Raw genomic sequence first — 22,122 nt, 5'->3', positions numbered from 1 at the left:
ATGCGTGTGGCTCTCTGGTTCTTGGGTTTGTTTGGGGTCGCAGTCGCGGCAGCGCTGTTTGCCAGTAACAACACGGGCAGCATCACGGTATTTTGGCCACCTTACCGGGTGGATTTGTCGCTCAATATGGTGGTGCTGTTGTTGGTGCTGTTGTTTGTGTTGATGCATTTGGCGCTAAAGGCTTTATCTGCCTTGTTTGCATTGCCTGCCCAGGCACGATCATGGCGGTTACGCCATCAGGAACGGGTGATGTATGCCGCTTTGCTGGATGCCCTGTCGCATTTTGTGGCGGGTCGGTTTTTACGCGCCCGAAAGGCGACACAAACCTTGCTTTCACATGAGTCGGTGGTGGCACAAAGTGGAGAAGATTGGCCACATGCTGCCCGTTTGCGAGTATTGGCCAACCTGTTGGCTGCAGAGAGTTCACAGTCATTGCAAGATCGTCAAGCCCGTGAGCTTTATTTTCAGCAAGCCATGACACAGGCGGATGCCCGTCATGCCGGGGATATTCGAGAGGGGTTGTTGTTGCGTGCGGTACGCTGGTCGTTGCAAGACCGTGATGCGCATGCCGCGCTGCAATGGCTCGACCAATTGCCATCGGGTGTTGCACGTCGTACTGTGGCACTGCGATTGCGCTTAAAAGTGGCGCGTATGGCAGGGAAAAATGCGCTGGCGCTGGAGACCGCGCGCCTGCTGGCCAAGCATCGTGCCTTCTCGCCAGATACAGCCAAAGGTTTGTTGCGCTCGTTGGCACAGGAGTGGTTACAAAACACTTATGACCTGGAACAACTGGAACGGGTCTGGATGCAACTGGAGCACCATGAAAGGGCGCTGCCAGAAGTAGCATGTATGGCAGCCGAGCGCTGCATGCGTTTGGGTGGTACGGCACCGCTGGCCTTTGAATGGCTGTTGCCCGTGTGGGAGCGCATGATGAGTGTGCCCGATGATTTTTCACAAGAACAAAAAATCACCTTGGTGCGGGTGATGGAAATCGGTTTTTCTTCCACTGAAGAAGCCATTGATTCCAATTGGTTGTCCCGTATTGAGCGGGCACAGATGCTGTACCCAGGAGATGCAGTGTTGCAATATTTGGCTGGAGTGGCTTGCCTGCATCTGCAGTTATGGGGAAAGGCGCATCAAATGTTGACACTTGCGTTGCCCAGATTGCAGGATGTAGGTCTGGAAACCAGAGCTTGGCAAATATTGGCTGATTTGGCTCAGCGTCAGGGTGAAGACGAACAGGCTGCCGCAGCTTGGCGCAACGCAGCACAGGTGAGGCTGGTTCGCAAAGTGTAGTTGCGTGATGGTGGGTCTTTCCCGATGACTATGTCGGCATCCAATAAGGAAATTTTCCAATAACCACAGCCGGGTACTTCTGCACTCTGGTCATTCACCGTTTCTTGATGAAATCTCCGTATCTGGCGGTGACATAGCCTTTCAGATTGAGCGGATGTCAGCCAGCTTTTTCGTGACGTACCATCATTTCAAGTCTATGATTTGTGTATGAGTACATTCATCGAACATATTGTCAGGTTGACCGACCACCGTGATCGTGACTTGCTGGAATTAACCCTCTCCAAGGCATTACTTGATTTACTGCCGGTGAGTCGCATCGTGATTGCACGGGTGATGCGTGAAGACGCTGAGAGTCGCTGGTTGGAAGTTGCCCGGCTTGATGCCAAAGGTGGAGGCCGGGTGATCGATCCGTTGCGCATTGACTTTTCGTCGTTGCCCAAACTTGAAGAGGCACCAGATCGACTGAAGTGTCTGGCGCTACGTGATCGAGTTGAAGTTGCCTGGGCCGGGCCGGAAGGCCCACGGATCACCATGTTGCCCTTGTTTTCTCAACTCAGAGAAGAGGATCAGGGCGTGCTCGAATTACATTCAGAGGCACCGTTAAGTGATGAGCATCTGCAAATCATCGATCACATGCGACGCATTTACCGCAATATGTACAGCTTGCTGGAATTCAGTGACCGTGATCCACTGACCGGTTTGCTCAACAACAAGTCTCTGGACGATGCGTTTTACAGTGCGGTGCTGGAAGACATGAATGAGGTTCCTGCATCTCGCACGCATGAGACAAAGGCAGACCAGGAGCGCAGACACCGTGTGCCAGCGAATTATTGGTTGGGGTCGGTCAAGATTGATAATTTTGCGTTGATTGCCGAGCACCATGGTCGCCCTATTTCTGACGAAATCTTGTCGCGTGTGGCGCGTATTTTTGGCAACACTTTTCGTACGTATGACCGCCTTTATCGTTTGAGTGATGATCACTTTGGTGTGTTGTTGCATTGCCCGGATGAGGCTTTGGTACTGGGTGCCTTCGAGCGCTTTCGGGCCAATGTTGAAAAATACACCTTTACCAAGGTGGGGCGCGTGACGGTAAGTTGTGGTTTTACGACGGTGCTGGCTGATGATTCCCCTGGAACCGCTATTGAGAAAACCATCAAAGCGGTTGATTTCGCCCGGCGCAGTGGAGGAAACAAGGCGTGTAGTTATCCTGGTTTGGCTCGCCGTGGTTTTTTTGGAGTTCCTCAGCCTGATCAGGATGCCAGCACAGCGTCAACCTGACATTTTTGATCCATAACACAGCGCTGCCATCGCCGGTGTTGTCCAGATTTTTCGAGAAAACCCAGGCTTTGTACGCTTGGTAGACCAATCACAGACGGTTCATGGGCCAGAAACCAGGAACGTCAGACACCGGCTGACACCATTTGGTGGGTGGACATCATTACGGTGGCTCGGGTCTAAATACCAGCCAGTCCTTGCGCCAAGGCCAAGTTATCCGCCCGCAGAGTAGTGCCTACAATGCGCCCCCCATTGATCAACGAACCTAGTCCTGACTACCCATTTATGAACATCATCGTCAATGAAGAATTGAAAGCGTATATCGATCCGTTGACTCCTGACGAATACGCGTCACTGGAGAGCAGCATTCTGGCCGAAGGATGTCGAGATGCCTTGGTGCTGTGGGGCGATGTGCTGATTGATGGGCATAACCGTTACGCCATCTGTCAGGCACATGGTTTACCGTTTCAGACCGTGCAGAACACATGGTTCAAGTCCATGGAAGATGTTCATTTGTGGATGATTGAACAGCATCTCGGACGACGCAGTGTGTCCGACTTTCAGCGCGGTGTGCTTGCCTTGAGAAAACGGGAAATTATGGCGGCGCGGCGTGTCCGAACGCAGGTACCAGAGAGTTTGAATCCCGGTGGGGTGGATGCCTCCGTGGCTGTTGATGTACCCCCGTGGGAGGATTCTGCACCTGCCAGCGCGATGGATTCAGTGCCACTGCTCACGCGTGAAGATATTGCCAAGGCCGCCCGTCTGAGCAGCAACCAGATGGTGATGATTGAAAAAATCCAGAAACAGGCTGCACCCGAAGTGGTTGCCGCTTTGAAGTCGGGTGATATCTCCCTCAACGCTGCCGCTGCAGTTGCCAGTTTGCCCGCTGAAGAACAGGTTGCTGCTGCTGTCGCCGGAAAAGACGAGCTCAAGCAAGCGGCCAAACGGGTGCGGGAAGCCAAGCGTAAACCGCGCGTGATGCCCGAAGAGGGTGCCGATCAGGAAGGGCTGGAGGTTCCAGAATGTTCGCCTCCAGCCGATGAGGTCAAGGCGCTCAAACAGCGTATTGCCCAGTTGGAAAAAGAAAATGATGCCTTGCGCAAACAGGTCTTGAATTTGCTGGAAAAAAGTCAGCGTATGGCCTGATGGGGCCCGTTCCAAGTTGACCTGACGCGGCTGACAGCAGCGTTTCGGTTATTCGTGGGCAAGTTCCTGCTTCGGCTGAATCTGTTGTGCCTCATCACTCTGATGCGTCAGAATGGCTTGCAACATGGCGGTTCGTAGCTCATCTGGTTGTAGCGGCTTATGCAAAACGGGGAAACCGCCTTCGCGGATTTCAAGAATCCGATCCGGCGCGGTGTCCCCCGTCACCAGCAAGGCAGGCACATCTGCACAAAACTCCATACGTACTTTCTCAATAGCATCCAGCCCGTTTTCTGTGCCGCGTAGACGGTAGTCACATATGATGACATCCGGCAGGCTGGGGTAGGCCGCCAACTGCTCCACGGCATCGTCCCCGGTAGCGGCAGCGACCACCACGCAGCCCCATTGTTTAAGTAACATAACCACGGCAGCGCGAATGGCGGCCTCATCGTCAATCACAACGATCAATCGTCCAACCAAACTCTCCCGGCCAACTTCAGGCTTGTCGGCCTCCACCGCTACCGGCACATACGCCTCGTCACACTCGAAATCCACCGCAAACATGGAGCCAGATCCCAGCTTGGATTGCAAGGTAATAGGTGCTTTCAGCAAGGTGGCCACCCTGCTGACAATAGCCAACCCCAAACCCAGACCCTTGGTGCGATCCCGCTCGGGGTTGGACAGTTGGAAATATTCTTCAAACACCGATTGCTGTTTGTCCTGAGGAATCCCGGTACCCGTGTCAAACACGGCCAATCGCAGCACCTTGCCCCGGTATCGGCAACCGATAACGATTTTTCCATGATGGGTGTATCGAACCGCGTTGGATACCAGGTTGCGCACAATACGCTCTGCCAGCGCGGGGTCGGTTCGGATAAAAAGTTTGGATGGCACAACACGTAAATCCAACCCCTTTTCTTTGGCGGGTGGTTCAAACTCGACGCGAATACGCTCCAACAATTGTTTGACCGGGAAGGTTTTGAAGGTTGGTGTCACGGCTCCCGCATCCAGTCGCGACATGTCCAGCAAGACAGTGAACATGTCATCCATGGCCACGGCACACTGTCGTGCGTAAGACAGCAGCAACTGCGCCTCGGATGGGAGTTCGACGTTTTCCATGGCACCGTGGTACAGGTTAAGTGCGTGCATAGGCTGGCGTAAATCATGGCTTGCCGCCGCCAAAAAACGCGATTTGGCCAGATTGGCGTTTTCTGCCGTTTCCTTTTGCAATGTCAACTCCCGCACCAGTTCCAGGTTCTCAAATCGCAGCAGCAGGGAGTCAATGTAGCTGCGGTTGAAGCGCTGCCCGGCCCACAACATGAAGAGCAGGAAAAGGATGGTTGTTCCCCCCATACCGACGTGCAGCATCGTTCCCTGTCCGATCAAGGCCGCAATGGTGAGCAGCATCAGCACCAGAAAAAAACCACGAAAAGACGGGAAATACGCTCCCAGACTGAACATGCCTCCCACCGTCAGTACAGCCATCCCGGCCAGCATGGCAAACTGAAAAGCTGGCACACCAGCAGAAATCACCACCGCTGACATGACCCCCCAAATCAGACCCAAAATGATGTTGCCAAGCACATTCCATTGGAACCATTGACGCATCTGCAAAGGATTGTCCAAGGCTGCACACGGGTAGCGTCGGCGCAGCCAGAAAAACCAGCTCATGTACAAGACAAATACCAGCAACCATGTTGACAGGAAAAGCTGCAGAGTCCCCAGTCCGAAGAACACAATCAAAAAGGCGCACAGTGCCCCGCCAAAATTGCCCCATAAAACCAAAGGTGCACCATCGTGCAGGTTGCGCGCTTGTTCCAACTGGACAGCGTCTGTTCTCTTCATCAAAGCCTCAATTCACGCAAAACTTGAACCCTTGACGTTACATCACTTGCTCATGTGAGCAATTTGAAATTGCGCGCCTGTCGAACCGCCTGCAGACGGCTCACCACGCCCAGAGCCTGAAACAGTGCTGTGATGTGGTTTTTAACGGTTTTCTCAGACAAACCCAAGTGCAAGGCAATGTCTTTGTTGGTCATGCCCTGATCAAACATGAGCAAGATGTCAAGCTGACGAGCGGTCAGTTGGGGCGCGGCGGACAGGTCAACAGGCGGCATGGAGGCTGCTGGCTGATGGGGGCCGCTGCCGCGTGCCAAAGCGTCCTTGACCGCATTGAGAATGGTGGCTGAGGCCTTGCTTTTGGGTACAAACGCGCAAGCTCCCAAGTTGAGCATGCGCTCGGGTGTGCCATCAAACTCATTGGCAGAAACCACAATCACCGGCGCACCACCGCCACGAGTTTGCAGCGCTTTGATCAACCCGCCGCCATCTGCGTCTGGCAAACCACAGTCCAGCAATATCACATCCAGCGGTGTATGGAACTCAGCCTGCTCCAGCGCTTGAGCCGCAGTGGCCGCCTTGAATATTTCCGCACCACCGGGCAAAGCAGACACCAACATCGCCAGGCCATCACGCACCAGCGGATGGTCATCTACGATCAGAATTTTGTACTGCACGTTATCTTCCTCTGTATTTGATTTTGAGCCCTTTTTCTCATGAAAAAGTTGGCTGTTCTTGTCCTGTGACAGTTTGAACTTCTCTGCGTGTTTGCGCAAGGAAAGATGGTTATCGGAAACGGATAACTTCACCGGATCGCAGCAACAGTGATCGCACTCAACGGTTTCACGTTAGCACTACCAGGCCACGATCCGTTGGTGTTGGGACTTTTGTCATATTTCATGAGTCTGCCAGATTGCAATTTGATATGGTGAATACCATCACCCGCGCCGGATTCAGGTCAGACTGCTTGTCAGTGTCGTCATCACCCAAGCCAGCGCCCAGTCCAGCGCAGCTTCCAGATGGGCCTGTGCTGCCGCACTCATAGGCTGGCCCAGTTCAAAGGCCTCACCGCGAATGGCCAGCAGGGTGGCGGGTGGCGGGTCTTGGCCCTGCACGTCGGAAAACACCTGCAACAGTGCCTCGGGCGACAGGGCGTGGCTGGAGTAACTGGTGTCGCGCCTGGGCTGTGGGTTTTGCACCTCAAACGGTGCGGCACAGCTCAGGCTGGCATCGATGAACAACACCGCCTGGCGGCCAACCAAGTCCAGTGCGTGCTCAATCTGCAATTGGTAGTCGTCCAGAAACTCAACCTGCTCATTCAGGTGGGCTGGCAAGCGTGCTTGCAGCGCCGCCACACAGGCTGGCCCCAGTGCATCGTCACCCCGGCTCAGGTTGCCCCAGCCCAGCACCAGCAGCGGTGCGGCCTGGTGTGCTGGCTGCATCGGTAAATTCATCGATATTTGCTATATAAATAATAGCTATTTGCGCATATTTTACAAGCGCTAGAGGCTGATTTCATCTGAGGAATGGTTGATCGAGCGGCTCACCCCGCCCAACGCTGACTTTTGCACCCGATCCAGCACCGTGCCATCAGCCGCCAGCAGCGTCACGTCCAGCGGCATCTGGCCCAGCGCGTGGGTGGCGCAGGACAGGCAGGGGTCATAAGCGCGGATGGCGACTTCAATGTGGTTGAGCAGGCCTTCGGTCAGCTCGTGGCCGTCCAGGTAGTCGCGCGCCACCGAGCGCACGGCTTCGTTCATGGCCTGGTTGTTGTGGGTGGTCGAGACGATCAGGTTGCAGCGGGTCACCAGGTCGTTGTCGCCCACGTCATAGTCGTGGATCAGTGTGCCGCGTGGGGCTTCGATGATGCCAACACCGCTGCGTTGCCGCTGGCCGCTGGTGAGCAGGTCGCCCGAGAGCAGGGCCGGGTCATCCAACAGCTCGGCAATCACCTCCACCGCGTGCAGCATTTCGATCATGCGGGCCCAGTGGTAGGCCAGCGTGGCGTGCACCGGTTCACCTTTGCCCCAATCCACAAAGGCCTGGCGCTCGATTTCGGCCCGCTCGCTGGGGATGAAATCGCAGTTTTGTACCCGCGCCAGTGGCCCGACCCGGTACCAGCCCAGCTCGCGCCCCAGGCTGCGCAGGTGCGGAAACTTCATGTAGCTCCAGGGGCGCACTTCTTCCTCGATCAGATCCAGGTACTTCTGGTCGTCCACCCCGTCCACCAGAATGTGGCCGGCCTCGTCGCGCACCCGCAGCACACCGTTGTACAAGTCCATGGCCCCGTCAGCGCGCACGATGGACAGCAGGTTCGAGCGGAAGCTGCCAAAACGGTTGTAGAGCGCCGGGTTTTGCGCGTGCAACTGTTTGGCGATGTCCACCGCGTCTTGTGCCCAGGCCAGCATTTGCGGCAGCTCACGCTTGAGACTGTCACGCTCCTCAGCGCTCACCAGCTTGTTGACCCCGCCCGGTACCGCCCCGGTGCCATGCACCCGCTTACCCGCCGTGATGCGGATGATCTCCTGGCCAAACTTGCGCAGCAAGATGCCTTTCTTGGCGATCTCCGGGTGGGCTTGCGCCACGCCCACAATGTTGCGCTGAGCCACCGGGGAGTCAAAACCAAACAGCAGGTCGGGCGAAGACAGGTGAAAAAAGTGCAGCGCGTGCGATTGCAGCATCTGCCCGTAATGCATCAGGCGGCGCACCGCCTCGGCGCTGGCGCTGATGGGGGTGGCCCCCAGCACCCGGTCAAACGCCTTGGACGCGGCCAGATGGTGTGACACCGGGCAGATGCCGCACAGGCGCTGCACCATCACCGGTACCTCCCAGTAAGGGCGGCCTTCGATGAACTTCTCGAAGCCGCGAAACTCCACAATGTGCAGGCGTGCCTGTTGCACGTGGTTGTGCTCATCGAGCAGCAGGGTGACCTTGCCGTGACCTTCCACGCGTGATACCGGGTCAATCGCCACGCGGCGTAAGCCCTCCGGGTGGGCGGCGGTTTCCAGTGCAAAACTCATGGGAAATCCTTGGGGGGTTTAGTCGTAGTGAATCAGGCCGTGCCCGAGCTGCGGGGTGCGCCCGGCCAGCAGATCGTTGAGGAAAGTCCAGAACGCATCGGCCGAGGGCGGACAGCCTGGCAGGTAATAGTCCACATGCACCACCTCGTGGATTGGGTGCACATGGTTCAGCGGCAGCGGCAGCTCCGGGTCGTTGGGGATCTGACCACCGGCATCAATGCCAGTCTGGCCACAGTACACATCACGCAGCATTTGCCCCACGTCGCGCTGGTTACGCTGTGCGGGCAGGCCGCCGTTGATGGCGCAGGCCCCTACGGCCACCAGCGTCTTGCAGTGGGAGCGGAACTCGCGCAGCACATGCACGTTTTCAGCGTTGCACAGGCCGCCTTCGATCAGGCCGATGTCGCAGCGGCCAATGGTTTTGATGTCGGTCAGCGGTGAGCGGTCAATCTCGACGTATTCCAACAACTGCAACAGGCGTTCGTCCATGTCCAGAAACGACATGTGGCAGCCAAAACAACCCGCCAGCGAGACGGTGGCGAGTTTGAGTTTGCGTGGCGCATGCAGCGGTGGCACACCATTGGGAAGAATGTTCATGGCGTGCCTTCCTCAATCTGTTGTGACACCGGCTTGTTGTCGTATTTGCGCTGGCCGATGGGAATGGCAAAGCCGCGCCGCTTGGGCAGAATCGCCCCCACCGGGCAGATGTTGGCCGCACGGTCATGGGGTTTGAGCTCACTGTCGGCCAGTTGTCCGCTGGCGCTGTTGACCAGCAAATGAGTCGCCACACCATGACCACCGATAGCGAACACATTTTTGTGATCCTCCTCGGCACTGGCCCGCACACACAGGCCGCACAAAATGCAGCGGTTCAAATCCAACAGCAGGTCGGGGTGGCTGGCATCGAGCGGGCGGTCGGGGTAAAACTCTTCAAAGTGCGGGTCTTCCATACCCATTTCATAAGCGGTGGCCTGCAGCAGGCAGTTGCCGCTTTTTTCGCACGAGGGGCAAAAGTGGTTGCCTTCGACAAACAGCATTTGCAGCAGCGTTTTACGCTGGGCGTTGAGCTCGTCGGTGTTGCTCTCCACTTCCTGGCCGGAGGCGGCGTGTACGGTGCAGGCGGCACCACTGCGGCCATTCACCTTGACGGTGCACAGGCGGCACGAGCCGTTTGGGTGAAAGTCGGGGTGCCAGCACAGGTGTGGGATGTAATGCCCGGCGCGGGTGGCGGCTTGCAGAATGGTGTCGCCGGGGCCAAATTCGACCTCTTCATCGTCCAGCGTGAAAGTGCCCGGACTCAGGGCATCAATGCGGTTGCTGCTCAAGCGATATTCTCCAGGTGGGCGCCGGTGTCATCACGCCCGGTGGCCAGGCGGGCTTGTGACAACTCGGCATCAAGATCAAAACCAGGGGCAAAATGTAAGGAGGTCAGGTGGCGTTCATAGGCCGGGCGGAACTTGGCAATGGTGTCGCGCAACGGGTTGCAGGCCGCCGCGCCCAGACCGCAGTGGGTGGCACCATGCATCAGCTTGTCCAGCTCATACAGCACTTGCACATCTTCGCTGGAGCCGTAGCCTTTTTTCAGTTTGTCCAGGCGGCGCACCACCAGCTCGGTGCCGACCCGGCAGGGGGTGCAAAACCCGCAGCTTTCATGGGCAAAAAACTGGGCAAAGTTGCGTGCCACCTCAAACAGGTCGCGGCTGCGGTTAAACACCATGAAGGCCCCGGCGGTGGGCACGTCTTCAAAGCCGATGCGTCGCCCGAATTCCAAGGCTGACAAACACACGCCCGATGGTCCACCGACCTGAACGGCCTGTGTGTTGTGCGCACCGCAGTCCTCCAGAATACGGCCAATGCGGGTGCCAAACGGGTATTCATAAATGCCGGGTCGCTCGCAGTCGCCCGAGACCGAGTGAATTTTGGTACCAGTGGACTGCGGTGTGCCAATACGCACCCACCAGGCTCCGCCGTTGACGGCAATGTGGGTGGCGGCGCAAAACGTCTCCACGTTGTTGACCACCGTGGGCTGGCCCAGGTAGCCTTGCTCCACCGGGAACGGTGGGCGAATGCGCGGTGTGCCACGTTTACCTTCCAGCGACTCGATCAGCGCTGATTCTTCTCCACACACATAGGCCCCGGCCCCGACGTGAATGTCAATATCGAAATCAAAGCCTTCCTGGCCCTGGATGGCTTTGCCCAGCAAACCTTGCTCGCGGCGGCTTTGCAGCACGGCTTGCAGCGGTTCGAGCAGGTAGCGGTATTCGCCGCGCAGGTACATCAGCCCCTGGCGGCTGCCTACCACCCAGGCGGCAATCGTCATGCCCTCGAACACGGTGTCGGCATAACTGCTGAGCAACACCCGGTCTTTGAAGGTGCCCGGTTCGCCCTCGTCAGCATTACAAATCACGTAATGGGTGTCACCACGGGCGTTGCGGCAGAGTTGCCATTTGGTGCCGGTGGCGTAGCCTGCACCGCCACGGCCACGCAATTTGGAGCGTTTGATGTCGTCCAGCATGCCCTGCGGTCCGCGGGCAATGGCAGCGGCAATACCTTTGCCCGGTGCGGGTTGGGCTCCGAGCTTGACATCGGCCAGGCGAATCTGGTCGTCTACCCGTGACCATTCGGTAGGCCATTGGGCTGGTGGCACTTGTTGCTCAATCAGTGCGGCCAGATGCTCAATGCGCCCAGGGGTCAGTTTGGTGATGATTTGGTGGTGGTTGATCAGCGCCGCCGGGCCTTGGTCACACAGGCCGGTGCAGGAGGTGGTTGTGACGCTGACGCGACCATCGGCGCGTAACTGGCCGGGCTCGACCTTGAGCCGGTGGCACAGGTCGTGTAACAAGGCCTCGCTGCCCAGCAGGCGGTCGGTGATGTTGTCACTGAACAGCACCCGGTACTGGCCCACGGGCCGGGTGTGAAAGAAATGGTAAAACTCGGCCACCCCTTGCACCTGGGCCAGTGGCAGGTGCAAGGCATGGGCCACCAGGCTCAGGTCTTCGCGTGACAGCCAGCCTTGGTGCGCTTGCAGCTCCCGCAGGATTTGCACCAAGCGGTGTGGCAGTCGCTGGTGGCGATCAAGTAAGGCTTCTGTGTCGCAGGTGATTGGCATCATTCCCATCCCATCCGATTGCATTCAACAGCGAAGTGCTGTCACACTATAGTAGTTTAGTCATGGATAGCGCAAGCATTTCAAGGCATACACAAGTCTTTGCGTGGTGGATGTGGCTTGGGGTCGGTGCCTGTACGCCCATGATGGGTGCTGCTTGTCCTGAAGTGGGCCGGGCCAGTAACGGTAAAATCCAGCGCATTGTGCGAGTTTGCATGATCCGGCGCTTGATTCCGATGGATTTAACAACGCCCAAACCGTCACCCGTTTGATCGTGATCACAAGCAAGTCTTGGGCTGGCAGATCAAAGCCGCTTTGGCTCCCGCTCCTGAAAATCTTGGGCAGGTTTCCAGCCGGTCATGAACGAGTCTACCTGTGGATGAAAGGGGTGAATCGGCCACCCCCCAACCCTGTTTTTCAATTTGGAACCTTTTCTTTATGACGCGAGCATTGACGCGTAGCCACTTTCACCGTTCCAGTCTCATTCGTGTTCTCTGTGACCTGGCCGTTGTTGATGTGGTTGAACCGGTGGGCGCATTTGCAGAAAAGCTGGGGCAGTGGGTGGACCTTGCCAGTGCCATCACCCTGCGGGCGGTGCACAACGTCAGTGTGCCCCCCGCAGCAGGAGCCCGGGCACCATCACCAGCCTCGGCCATTGGTGGAGAATTTCACCGGGTGCGGGCTGCGTTGGAACAATCCATCGTGAAAAGTGATTTACCAAGACCAGGTGGGCCGCTTGAAGTGGCCTCGGACTTTGAACCCTACCGCCGCTACTATGCCGCCCACCAGCGCGACATGGCGTTGAAAGTTCCCCGGCTACAAGCCAGGGTAAGGGCGGTGCTGGCCGGATCATCCCAGGCCCACCAACAACTTGCAGCGCTGGACGAGGCATTTGCCACCATGCTTTCTGACCGCGAAGACAGATTACTCGCCAAATTGCCTGCGCTCATGGAAGTGCGCTTCAAGCACCTGTACCAGCTGCATCAACAACACCCGCTGGATGTCCGACAAACCGACAAACCTGAGCTAGGGCTAAAACCTGGCACCTGGCTGGCACGTTTTGGCCATGAACTTCAAACGGTGCTGCTGGCGGAGCTGGATGTCCGCCTGCAACCCACGCTAGGGCTGCTGGAAGCCCTTATCCCAGATTTCGATCACGAGAAAACACATTGATGATGAACAGACATTTTTTTACCGCCGCCTTTGTGCTGGGCGTGATGGCCATGGGGTGGGTTGCGGCCGGATTTTGGGGCTCCAATGTGCTGGCGCTGCTGATGACCGCTGTGATCGCCTGCGTCTATGGTGTGGGTACGCTGGAGCTGCATCGCTTTCGGCAGGCCACGGCCACTTTGACCGCCGCACTCGCAAATCTGGTCGCTCCTCCGGCCACACTCGGGCCATGGCTGGCTGGCATAGATGCCTCGCTGCGCAACCCGGTGCGCTTGCGCATTGAAGGTGAGCGCGTCGGCCTGCCGGGGCCGGCCCTCACCCCTTACCTGGTCGGCTTGCTGGTGATGCTGGGCATGCTGGGTACCTTTTTGGGTATGGTGGTCACCCTCAATGGCGCCGTGTTTGCGCTGGAGGGCACGACCGACTTGCAGGCGATTCGCAGTGCCTTTTCGGCACCGATGAAAGGCCTGGGGCTGGCGTTTGGTACCTCGGTGGCCGGGGTGGCCTCGTCAGCCATGCTGGGTTTGATGTCGGCGCTGGTCAAGCGTGAAAGAATGCAGGCGGCGCAATTGCTGGACTCTCAGATGGCCACCCATTTGCGTGGGTTTTCACTCAGCCACCAGCGCCAGGAAACCTTCAAGGCCTTGCAATTGCAGTCGCAGGCGCTGCCCCAGGTGGTGGATCAACTCCAGACCCTGATGGCGCAGATGCAGCAGATGAACCAGCAGCTCAACCACCAGTTGCTGGCCCAGCAGGACAGTTTTCACCAGGAAGTCAAAAGTGTCTACACCGAATTGGCCCGCTCGGTGGATCAGTCCCTGTGCAGCAGCCTGACACAAAGCGCACAGGCGGCCGGGGAAAGCCTCAAACCCGTGGTTGAAGCCGCCATGAAAGGTATCGCCCAGGAGGCCAGCGTGATGCATGAGCGCATGGTTCATGTGGCACAGACGCAGCTCGATGGCCTGTCTGCACGTTTCAGTTTAAGTGCGGATGCCGTGGCGCAGTCCTGGACGGCTGCGCTGGCCAGCCATGAGCAGGCCCATGCCAGCCTGGTTACGGGCTTGAACCAATCGCTGAACAGCTTCAACGACACCTTTGAGCAACGCTCAAACGCCCACCTGGAAACGGTGCAAAAGGCCCATGCGCATGGGCTGGCCGACCAAGCCGCCCACGAGCAGCAGCGCTTGCAGGCGTGGACACAAGCCCTGACCGACATGGCGGCCAAGCTGCAGCAGGAATGGCAGCTCACCGGCAGCCAAACCCTGGCGCAACAGCAGCAGATTTGCACCACGCTGACCGAAACCGCGCAAAACATCACCGCGCAAGCCCAAACCAGCGCCAGCGCCACACTGGGCGAAACCCAGTGTTTGATCACTGGTGCCGAAGCGCTGATCCAGGCCCGCATCACGGCAGACGCAGAGCTGTCTCAGCAGCATGGCGAACGCATGAGCCAGCTCTCAAGTATGTTGCACAGCGAATTGGGTGCGCTGCGGCAAGAAGAGGCCCAGCGCGGCCAGGCGGCGGTGGATCGGCTGGCCGACTTGCAGACCGCGCTCACAGCTCATTTATCCACCCTGGGCACGGCACTTGAAGCGCCCATCACCCAGTTGATTCAGACCGCCTCAGAAGCGCCACGTGCGGCGGCCGAGGTCATCGGAAAACTGCGCCAGGAAGTCTCCAACAGCATGGCGCGAGACAACGAACTGCTGGAGGAACGCAGCCGCATCATGGCCACGCTGAACAGCTTGCTCGAATCCATCCACCACGCCTCGGCCGAACAACGCGCCGTGATTGACGCGCTGGTGGCTTCATCCGCCGTGGCACTCAAGGATGCTGGCCAGCAGTTGACAGAAAAAATGGGCGAAGAAGCCGCCAAACTGTCCGACATTGCGGCCAGCGTCACCAGCAGCGCGGTCGAGGTATCCACCCTGGGCGAAACCATGGGGTTTGCGGTGCGCTCTTTCAGTGAAACCACCGAAAAACTGCTGGCGAACCTGCAACGTATGGAAGCCGCCATGGACAAGTCGATGGCCCGCAGTGACGACCAACTGGCCTACTACGTGGCCCAGGCGCGTGAAATCATCGACCTGAGCCTGATGTCGCAAAAAGAAATCATCGAAGAACTGCGCCAACTCCCCGGCCCATCTGCCGTGCAGGCGCAAGAGGTCGCAGCATGATCGAGGACGATTCAGGCCTGGAACAAACCGCACCGGTCTGGGCGGTATTCGGCGACCTGATGTCGGGCTTGCTCGGTGCTTTTGTGCTGCTGCTGGTCGGTGTCATGGTGGCCCAGTTGGAGCTGGCGACGCATCTGGAGGTGGAAGTCAAAAAACGCCAGGTGGAAGAGCAGCGGCGCATCTCGCTGGAACAAGCCCTGGCGATTCCCCTGGCCAGTGGCCGCATCACACTCAACAACGGGCGCATTGGCATCAGTGGCCGGGTTTTGTTTGCGCTGAATTCCGACCAGTTGCAACCCGAGGGGCGGCAACTGCTGAACAGCCTGGTGGCCCCACTGCGCAGCTACCTGGCCGCGCGGGATGAAATGCTGATGGTCAGCGGCTTCACCGACGACCGCTCAATCCGCGATGGCAACCGCCAGTTTGCCGACAACTGGGAGCTGTCGGCCCAGCGGGCGCTGACCGTCACACGGACTTTGATCGATGAAGGCATGCCGTCGTCCTTGGTGTTTGCCGCCGCCTTTGGTTCCGAGCAGCCCATGACCCCGAATGTGGACGAAAAAGCCCGCGCCCAAAATCGGCGGGTTGAAATGGCCCCGGTGCCCAAAGCCAGCCCGGCAAAAAAACCGACCGATGCTGCCCACTGAACACAGCGACCGTCCTGAAGTGACCGCGCTGGCATCCATGGATGCCAGCGTGGTGATGGCGGCTTTGCGCCAGGGCGGTGCACAGCAGTTTGACCCGGTGGGTTTTTATTACCTGGAAACCTTGGCCCAACGTACCCATGGCCGGCAAGGCCGGGTGAAACAGTTGCTCGAGTGCAAGCTGGTGCAGGCGCTGGGGGTGTTCCAGGCACGCTTTGCGCAAGCCCAATCCGAGGCCCGGCGGGCCATCGACGAGCACATCGCGGGACACGCTGCGCCATCGGTGGCTGATGTGCAGCATTTGCTGGAGGCGGGTGATTTCCAAGCGGTGCGGCAACACCTGGCGGCCTTCAAAAAGAGTCAACCCAAGGCAAGTCTGGCTGAGCTCTCAAACTACCTGACGCAGTATGGCGCGCCACAAGAGCCGGCTGGTTTGGGACCGGGCGCAGGCTCACGCGGTGAGCTCAAAACCACCCGCTATTTCAGAAACACCTGGTCCAAACTCAGTGTCGACAAGCGGGTGACACAAGCCCTTGAGCAAGCGCCACAAAATGCCGGGCCGATGAATTCGCACCGGTTGGTGCTGCGCTCACTGGCACTGATGCGCGAAATCTCGCCAGATTACCTGAACCGGTTCACCAGCTATGTGGACACCTTGTTGTGCCTGGAGCAAGGTGGCCAAGGCAAGCCAGCCCCAGCCAGAAAGCCAGCGCGGGCAAAGGTGGGCAAGAAGTGAAACCCCCGGTAGTACACCTTGCCTGAACGTGGTGACGGTGGGCTGGCTGAATTTGATTTATTCAAAAATGATAGCGTCTTACGCTTGTTAAATAAGCGCTTGAGGCCTAAAAAACTATGAATTTCTTGCCGGAATGCTCGCTTTGAGCTGAACGCAAAGCCACTTGGGGCCAGTGCATGGTTGTTGCGGTTCCGTAGTCCACTCAAAATTCACGGTTAAATGGCTTCTTGTGCTTGATAAATAAGCGTGAGTAGCTATTGAATAGATAGTAAATTGGAGGAATTCAAAAATGGATAGCCACACGCCATCAAGCCGCTATATTGGCCAGAGAGCGCAAGTTGGAGGGTGCCGGTGTGACGGATAATTTGTGCCTGCGCTGTGACGTGATTGGATATCATCGAGTTCACATCAACAACCTTGTATTTTTCCGACGATGGAGTCGCCGGGAAATAGACAGATCGATGGCATCTTTACAGCGGATGCGCCAATTAAAACCTGACTTTCATGGACATTGATAACCAGTATCTTGAGGTTTTAAACCATCTTCAAACAGGCATTGTGGTACATGGCGCGGACACCCAGGTGTTGTTCTGCAATCCCCGCGCAGGTGAGTTACTTGGTTTGTCTGAGCAGCAAATGCTTGGCAAAACCGCGAAAGACACCGCTTGGCGGTTTGTGGACGAGTCCGGTCGCACGATGCCCGTGTCTGATTACCCGGTGAATCGAGTCATCTCTAGCGGGGATGCCATCAAGGGCATGGTGCTGGGCCGACACACCAGCGTAGATGCGCCGATGGTCTGGTTATTGGTCAGCGCATTTCCACAAAAAAATGCAGAAGGTCAGTTGACTCGGGTGGTGGTTGATTTTCATGACATCACGGAGCGCAAGAAAGCACAGGAATTGCAGGCCGCGCAAGAGGCGTTCAGCATGGCGGTGTTTGACTCTTTGTCGGAGCACATTGCCGTTTTGGACAGAGAGGCGAATATTGTGGCGGTTAATCATGCATGGCGTCAATTTGGCCAACGTAATGATGCTCCGCCCGAGGCTTTGTCCCCTATCGGGATCAATTATCTGGGTGTCTGCAGTGTTCGTTGTGACGGCGGGAGCCCCCCGGCGGGGGATGATGCCGCGCAAGCCTTTGCGGGTATTCAAGCTGTTCTTGATGGGCAAACCGACAACTTTCAATTGGAGTATCCCTGTCACTCTTCAAATGAGCAGAGATGGTTCAGAATGAACGTGACACCGCTGAAAGGTGCGTATGGTGGTGCGGTCGTCAGACACCTCAACATCACTGAGCAGCGCCAAAGTGAGATGGATGCACACCGTAATATGCAGCTTTTGCTGGGGTCGATCGAGGCGATTGATGAAGCTTTTGTCATCTACGATACCGATGAGCGGTTGGTTTTTTGCAATGAAAAATACCGAAAGCTCTACCCACATTTGGAGCACGTCATCGTGCCTGGTTCCCGGTTTGAAGACATCATCCGTGCAGGTGCAGAAATTGGCTTTTACCAAGAGTCCGTTGGCAACAAGGAAGCGTGGGTACAGGAACGTCTGACAGCTTTCCGTTCGGGCCAGCAGACGCGTATTCAACGCGCGTTTGATGGCCGGGTATTACGCGCCATGGAGCGCAAAATGGCCGATGGCTACACCGTGGGTTTCCGAATTGATATCACGGAGCTGGTGAATGCAACCGATGCGGCGTTGGAGGCCTCAAGAGCAAAGAGCCGCTTCCTTGCCACGATGAGCCACGAAATCCGAACCCCGATGAACGGTATTCTGGGGATGGCTCAACTTTTACTGATGCCTGATGTGCAGGAAAGTGCGCGTAAAGAGTACGTCAATACCATTCTGACGAGTGGACAAACCTTGCTCAGTTTGCTCAACGATATTCTGGATTTGTCCAAAATCGAAGCGGGTAAGCTTCAACTTGAGAGCAACCCTTTTGCCCCGGATGTGCTGCTGCATGAAATCTGTAACCTGTTTACATGTGCGGCCCAGACAAAAGGCTTGCAATTGCGTGGCCGGTGGTCCGGGCAGACTCAGCAGGTCTATTTGGCTGATGCACACCGTTTGCGTCAAATGCTCTCCAACCTTGTTGGGAATGCCATTAAGTTCACCAGCGAAGGTCAAATTTTGATCGAAGCCCAAGAGGTTGAATCAACACCTTCATCGAGCATGCTCGAATTTTCCGTGAGAGACACCGGTATTGGTATTTGCGCCGACAAGCTTCACTTGCTCTTTAAACCGTTCTCGCAAACAGACGGCTCGACGACGCGTGAGTTTGGTGGGTCGGGGCTAGGCTTGTCCATTGTGAGTCACCTGGCCAAGGCCATGGGGGGTGAGGTGGGTGTGAGCAGTGAGCCAGGACAGGGATCCAGGTTCTGGTTCAAGGTTCGGGTCGCACGCGTAGCAGATGCGCTCAACAGCGGCCATGTGAAGCCGGTCGCTCACCAGGGGCATGCGCCCGGTGCGGTTGACCGGTTATCTGGACAAGTGTTGGTGGCTGAGGACAATTTGGTCAATTGCATGGTGATCAAGTCGCTGCTGGCTCGACTCGGGTTGACGGTGACCTTGGTCCATGATGGCCAACAGGCTTTTGAGGCCATTAGTCAAAACGCCTCAGATGCAGACAATGACTTACCCAAACCACCTGATTTGATCCTCATGGATTTGCATATGCCGGTGATGGATGGCTACAGCGCTACCGAAAAAATCAGGCAATGGGAGGTGGCACACCAATGCCCACGTGTGCCCATCATTGCCTTGACGGCCGACGCCTTTGAAGAAGACCGTCAGCACTGCTTGGCGGTCGGCATGGACGATTTTTTGACCAAACCGATCAATTTTGAAACCCTGAGGTCGGCGCTGGCTAAGCGTTTGCCTGCTACGCAGGCCTCGCACACGCGCAAAGCGGCCAGCTGAGGTGGCCAGAGGTGCCGTTGCAGGCACGCTCTTGGTTGCTGCGTGGGGTGATCAGCGCAGCGGCGAAGCGCACTGGCCGTCCAGATCAGCCAAGGGTACGCCCGAAAAACCTCAAGGTTCGGTCCCAAGCCTGTTGCGCCCACACGGGATCGTATTGAGTGGCTGGCAGGCGACCTGGGCCGACGGCTGTCTGATTGGCAAACGCATGCTGCGCCAGGTAACGGTGAAACTCAAATGGGGTGCCCGCTGCATGAAGTTTTTCTTCCAGCAAGTCAATGGTTTCAATGGCAAAGAATTGATCTTGCGTTGCCCAATGGGCTTGCAAGGGTACCTGGATTTTGCTGGCATCGATATATTCAAGGGGTGGGCAGCCATACCATGCAACGCCTGCATCAATCTCGGGAGATTGTGTAAGTGCCAGTATGGTCAACGCACCGCCCATGCAGAACCCGGTGACACCGACCTTGGCAGCACGGCGCTTCAGGTACTGCACGGCACCGCGGATATCCTGCGACGCAGCATCGCCAAAATCAAGCCCTGTCATCAAGTGGTGAGCTTCTTCGGCTTCCAACGTTGACTTGCCCCGGTACAGGTCAGGCACCAGTGCCTGAAAACCAGCCAAGGCCAGTCGATCAGCCACACCGCGAATCTGATCATTGATACCCCACCACTCCTGTATGACCACAATGGCCGGGGCGTTTGCGGGGTGTGATGGCTCGGCCAAATATCCTTCAACGGATTTTCCGTCCGGGCGTTGAAAAGTGATGCTGGTTCCCATAGGTATCCTCTTGGCTGGTGATGTGAAACGTAATCGCGACAACTGTCCAATTATGACTTCCCAGCCATTTTGGAGTGTTGTTGGATGTGTTTTCACATCGCCTTGCCTGAGGGGCAGGACGGGTCAACGGTAACGGTGCAGGATGCAGTCTTCAAGCGGATACGGCAAGATGGTCATGGCTGCGTAGATACGCCCGCCAGCCGCCGAAGTGGCTGATGTCTTGTGCCTGCTCGGCAGCCACCGCTTCGCACACAAAACCCAGCACCGTGCTGGCATCCGCCAGTTCAATGCTGCCAATGCCCAATGGGGCCGGAATACCTGCCACAAAGGAGCCGAATGCAGTGGCGGGCATCTCCCACACCTCCAGTTCAATGGCTGCACCGCCTTTGGCCACACGCACCATGCCGGGCCGGTAGGGTGGCCCGCCGGGCAAGGCCACCAGCTTGTAGCAAGGCGCGCTGAAGGTGGTCTGCAGCAGCCGGGCACTGCGCTGGGTCAGTTGCCCATTCAAGGGCAAGCCGCTCAAATGTGCACCACACACCGCCACGCGCACCAGGCCCGAGGGGAAGGCCGCGGTATCCGGCGCTGCAGCGGGCTGCAGATGCGGTGCATGGGAGGTCGCCCCCACGGTGGGCACGGTGCGGGTATGTAAGCGGGCGGCCAGCGACAGCAGCGGCAAGTCTTGCCCGGCCGGGGCGACCAGTGTCACGCCCCACGGCATGTGGTTCATCGCCTCAGTCATGAAACCGGTGGGCACGGCCACGGCGGCCAGGTCGAGCAAATTCACAAAGTTGGTGTAATGGCCCAGGTTGGAATTCAGGCGGATCGGGTCGGCCTGCACCGCCGCGATGGTGTAGGCGGTGCTGGCGGTGGGGGTCACCAGGCAGTCGATGTCGTTCCACACCGGCAGCGTTTGCTGCTGCAGCTCTTTCAGCTTGTACAGGGCTGCAAAGGTGTCGGGAGCGCTGATCTGGATGCCTTTTTCAGTGATGGCGCGTGTCACCGGGTGCAAGGCTTCGGGTGTGGCTTCGATGAAGGCACGAATGGCCTGGTAGCGCTCTGCCACCCACGGGCCTTCGTACAGCAGGGTGGCCACAGCGCGGAAAGGCCGCAAGTCCACCTCCACCGGCGTGCCACCGAGCGCCACCAGGTGCGCCACAGCCTGGGCAAACTGCGCCGGGCCTTCTGGGTTGCCGTGAAACTCCAGGTCGGCCTCGCGCGGCACACCAAAACGAAAGCTGCTGGCCGCGCCAAAGTTGTGACCATGCGGCGGCAAGTTGCGCGAATACACATCCAGTGGGTCTTGCCCCTGGGCGGCGGCCAGCACGGTAGCGGCATCGCCAGCGGTCAGCGCAAATACCGACACCACATCGAGCGTGCGGCAGGCTGGTACCACGCCGGTAGCAGGAATACGCCCTACGCTGGGCTTGAGGCCCACCAGGTTGTTGAGCATGGCAGGCACGCGCCCCGAGCCTGCGGTGTCGGTGCCCAGCGAAAAACTCGCCAGCCCCAGTGCCACCGACACCGCCGAGCCCGCCGAAGAGCCACCCGAGATGTAGTCTGGGTGCAGGCTGTTTTTGCATGCGCCATACGGCGAGCGCACACCCACCAGGCCGGTGGCAAATTGGTCTAGATTGGTCTTACCCACCGGAATCGCCCCAGCGGCAATCAGGCGCTGCACCACCGTAGCACTGACCTCAGGGGTATAGGCGTAGTCCGGGCAGGCAGCGGTGGTGGGGATGCCGCCCAGGTCGATGTTGTCCTTGATGGCAAAGGGAATGCCGTACAAGGGCAGCGTTGCCGGGTCACGCCCGTCCAGCGCGCTTGCATAGGCTTGCATCTCTTCGAGCGTCAGGCGGCGAATCCAGATGTGGCGCTCCAGCGCGGCATCTTCAGCCAGCATCTGCGCATGCAGTTGGGCCACCAATTGGCGAGGTGTCAGGCTGCCGTCCAGGTAACGGGCACGCAGGGCGGGGATGGAAAGGTCGAGTCGCATAGGGGGTTCTCCAGATT

General features: G+C 57.8%; 17 protein-coding genes. 8 read left to right on the top strand and 9 right to left on the bottom strand.

The window, feature by feature from the left end:
- The 3 genes from LDN84_RS17535 (at position 1) to LDN84_RS17525 (ending at position 3,717) form a co-directional block, all read left to right on the top strand.
- Positions 1-1,296 (top strand): heme biosynthesis protein HemY, encoded by a 1,296-nt coding sequence (locus LDN84_RS17535; protein WP_223904711.1) that lies wholly within the window; start codon positions 1-3, stop codon positions 1,294-1,296.
- Between the two features lie 207 nt (positions 1,297-1,503).
- Entirely contained in the window at positions 1,504-2,574 is a 1,071-nt protein-coding gene (locus LDN84_RS17530) for a GGDEF domain-containing protein (RefSeq protein WP_223904710.1), read from the top strand.
- A 282-nt stretch (positions 2,575-2,856) separates the two neighbouring features.
- Positions 2,857-3,717 carry a ParB N-terminal domain-containing protein gene (locus LDN84_RS17525; protein ID WP_223904709.1) on the top strand — a complete coding sequence of 287 codons (861 nt, stop codon included), beginning with the start codon at positions 2,857-2,859 and terminating at the stop codon, positions 3,715-3,717.
- A gap of 48 nt (positions 3,718-3,765) precedes the next feature.
- On the opposite strand, the gene LDN84_RS17520 is transcribed toward LDN84_RS17525, so the two are convergent.
- The 7 genes from LDN84_RS17520 to LDN84_RS17490 form a co-directional block, all read right to left on the bottom strand.
- Positions 3,766-5,559 carry an ATP-binding protein gene (locus LDN84_RS17520; RefSeq protein WP_223904708.1) on the bottom strand — a complete coding sequence of 598 codons (1,794 nt, stop codon included), beginning with the start codon at positions 5,557-5,559 and terminating at the stop codon, positions 3,766-3,768.
- 50 nt (positions 5,560-5,609) lie between these two features.
- Complete coding sequence (locus tag LDN84_RS17515) at positions 5,610-6,230, bottom strand: response regulator transcription factor (RefSeq protein ID WP_223904707.1); 621 nt, start codon at positions 6,228-6,230, stop codon at positions 5,610-5,612.
- 276 nt (positions 6,231-6,506) lie between these two features.
- Positions 6,507-7,007, bottom strand: coding sequence for a hydrogenase maturation protease (locus LDN84_RS17510; RefSeq protein WP_223904706.1), 501 nt, complete (start codon positions 7,005-7,007; stop codon positions 6,507-6,509).
- A 48-nt stretch (positions 7,008-7,055) separates the two neighbouring features.
- A complete protein-coding gene (locus LDN84_RS17505; protein ID WP_223904705.1) occupies positions 7,056-8,573 on the bottom strand; it encodes a Ni/Fe hydrogenase subunit alpha in 1,518 nt (505 codons plus the stop codon).
- Positions 8,574-8,591: 18 nt separating this feature from the next.
- Positions 8,592-9,170: an NADH-quinone oxidoreductase subunit B family protein gene (locus tag LDN84_RS17500; protein WP_223904704.1), complete on the bottom strand. Its 579-nt coding sequence runs from the start codon at positions 9,168-9,170 to the stop codon at positions 8,592-8,594.
- Positions 9,167-9,898: a 2Fe-2S iron-sulfur cluster-binding protein gene (locus LDN84_RS17495; protein WP_223904703.1), complete on the bottom strand. Its 732-nt coding sequence runs from the start codon at positions 9,896-9,898 to the stop codon at positions 9,167-9,169. The genes LDN84_RS17500 and LDN84_RS17495 overlap by 4 nt, the downstream gene beginning before the upstream one ends.
- Positions 9,895-11,685 (bottom strand): NAD(P)H-dependent oxidoreductase subunit E, encoded by a 1,791-nt coding sequence (locus LDN84_RS17490; RefSeq protein ID WP_223904702.1) that lies wholly within the window; start codon positions 11,683-11,685, stop codon positions 9,895-9,897. Before LDN84_RS17490 ends, LDN84_RS17495 begins: the two co-directional genes overlap by 4 nt.
- Before the next feature lie 432 nt (positions 11,686-12,117).
- Here LDN84_RS17490 and LDN84_RS17485 point away from each other — a divergent pair, with 432 nt between their 5' ends.
- From LDN84_RS17485 to LDN84_RS17465, 5 genes are all read left to right on the top strand, one after another.
- A complete protein-coding gene (locus tag LDN84_RS17485; protein WP_223904701.1) occupies positions 12,118-12,852 on the top strand; it encodes a DUF3348 domain-containing protein in 735 nt (244 codons plus the stop codon).
- Positions 12,853-12,854: 2 nt separating this feature from the next.
- Positions 12,855-15,026, top strand: a complete 2,172-nt coding sequence (locus LDN84_RS17480) for a DUF802 domain-containing protein (RefSeq protein ID WP_223904700.1) — start codon at positions 12,855-12,857, stop codon at positions 15,024-15,026.
- On the top strand, positions 15,023-15,673 hold the full coding sequence (locus LDN84_RS17475; RefSeq protein WP_223904699.1) for an OmpA family protein: 651 nt from the start codon (positions 15,023-15,025) through the stop codon (positions 15,671-15,673). Before LDN84_RS17480 ends, LDN84_RS17475 begins: the two co-directional genes overlap by 4 nt.
- Positions 15,660-16,406, top strand: a complete 747-nt coding sequence (locus LDN84_RS17470) for a DUF2894 domain-containing protein (RefSeq protein WP_223904698.1) — start codon at positions 15,660-15,662, stop codon at positions 16,404-16,406. The genes LDN84_RS17475 and LDN84_RS17470 overlap by 14 nt, the downstream gene beginning before the upstream one ends.
- A gap of 504 nt (positions 16,407-16,910) precedes the next feature.
- Complete coding sequence (locus LDN84_RS17465; protein ID WP_223904697.1) at positions 16,911-19,331, top strand: PAS-domain containing protein; 2,421 nt, start codon at positions 16,911-16,913, stop codon at positions 19,329-19,331.
- 85 nt (positions 19,332-19,416) lie between these two features.
- Here LDN84_RS17465 and LDN84_RS17460 read toward each other — a convergent pair whose 3' ends face one another.
- Together LDN84_RS17460 and atzF are read right to left on the bottom strand one after the other, a co-directional pair.
- Positions 19,417-20,109: a dienelactone hydrolase family protein gene (locus tag LDN84_RS17460; protein ID WP_223904696.1), complete on the bottom strand. Its 693-nt coding sequence runs from the start codon at positions 20,107-20,109 to the stop codon at positions 19,417-19,419.
- A gap of 151 nt (positions 20,110-20,260) precedes the next feature.
- Positions 20,261-22,105: an allophanate hydrolase gene (gene atzF, locus LDN84_RS17455; protein WP_223904695.1), complete on the bottom strand. Its 1,845-nt coding sequence runs from the start codon at positions 22,103-22,105 to the stop codon at positions 20,261-20,263.
- Positions 22,106-22,122: the final 17 nt, after the last annotated feature.

The sequence above is a fragment of the Rhodoferax lithotrophicus genome, assembly GCF_019973615.1.
In the GTDB taxonomy this organism is placed as follows: domain Bacteria; phylum Pseudomonadota; class Gammaproteobacteria; order Burkholderiales; family Burkholderiaceae_C; genus Rhodoferax; species Rhodoferax lithotrophicus.
Note: the sequence above shows the minus strand (reverse complement) of the source record. Positions and strands in the feature narration are given on the sequence as shown.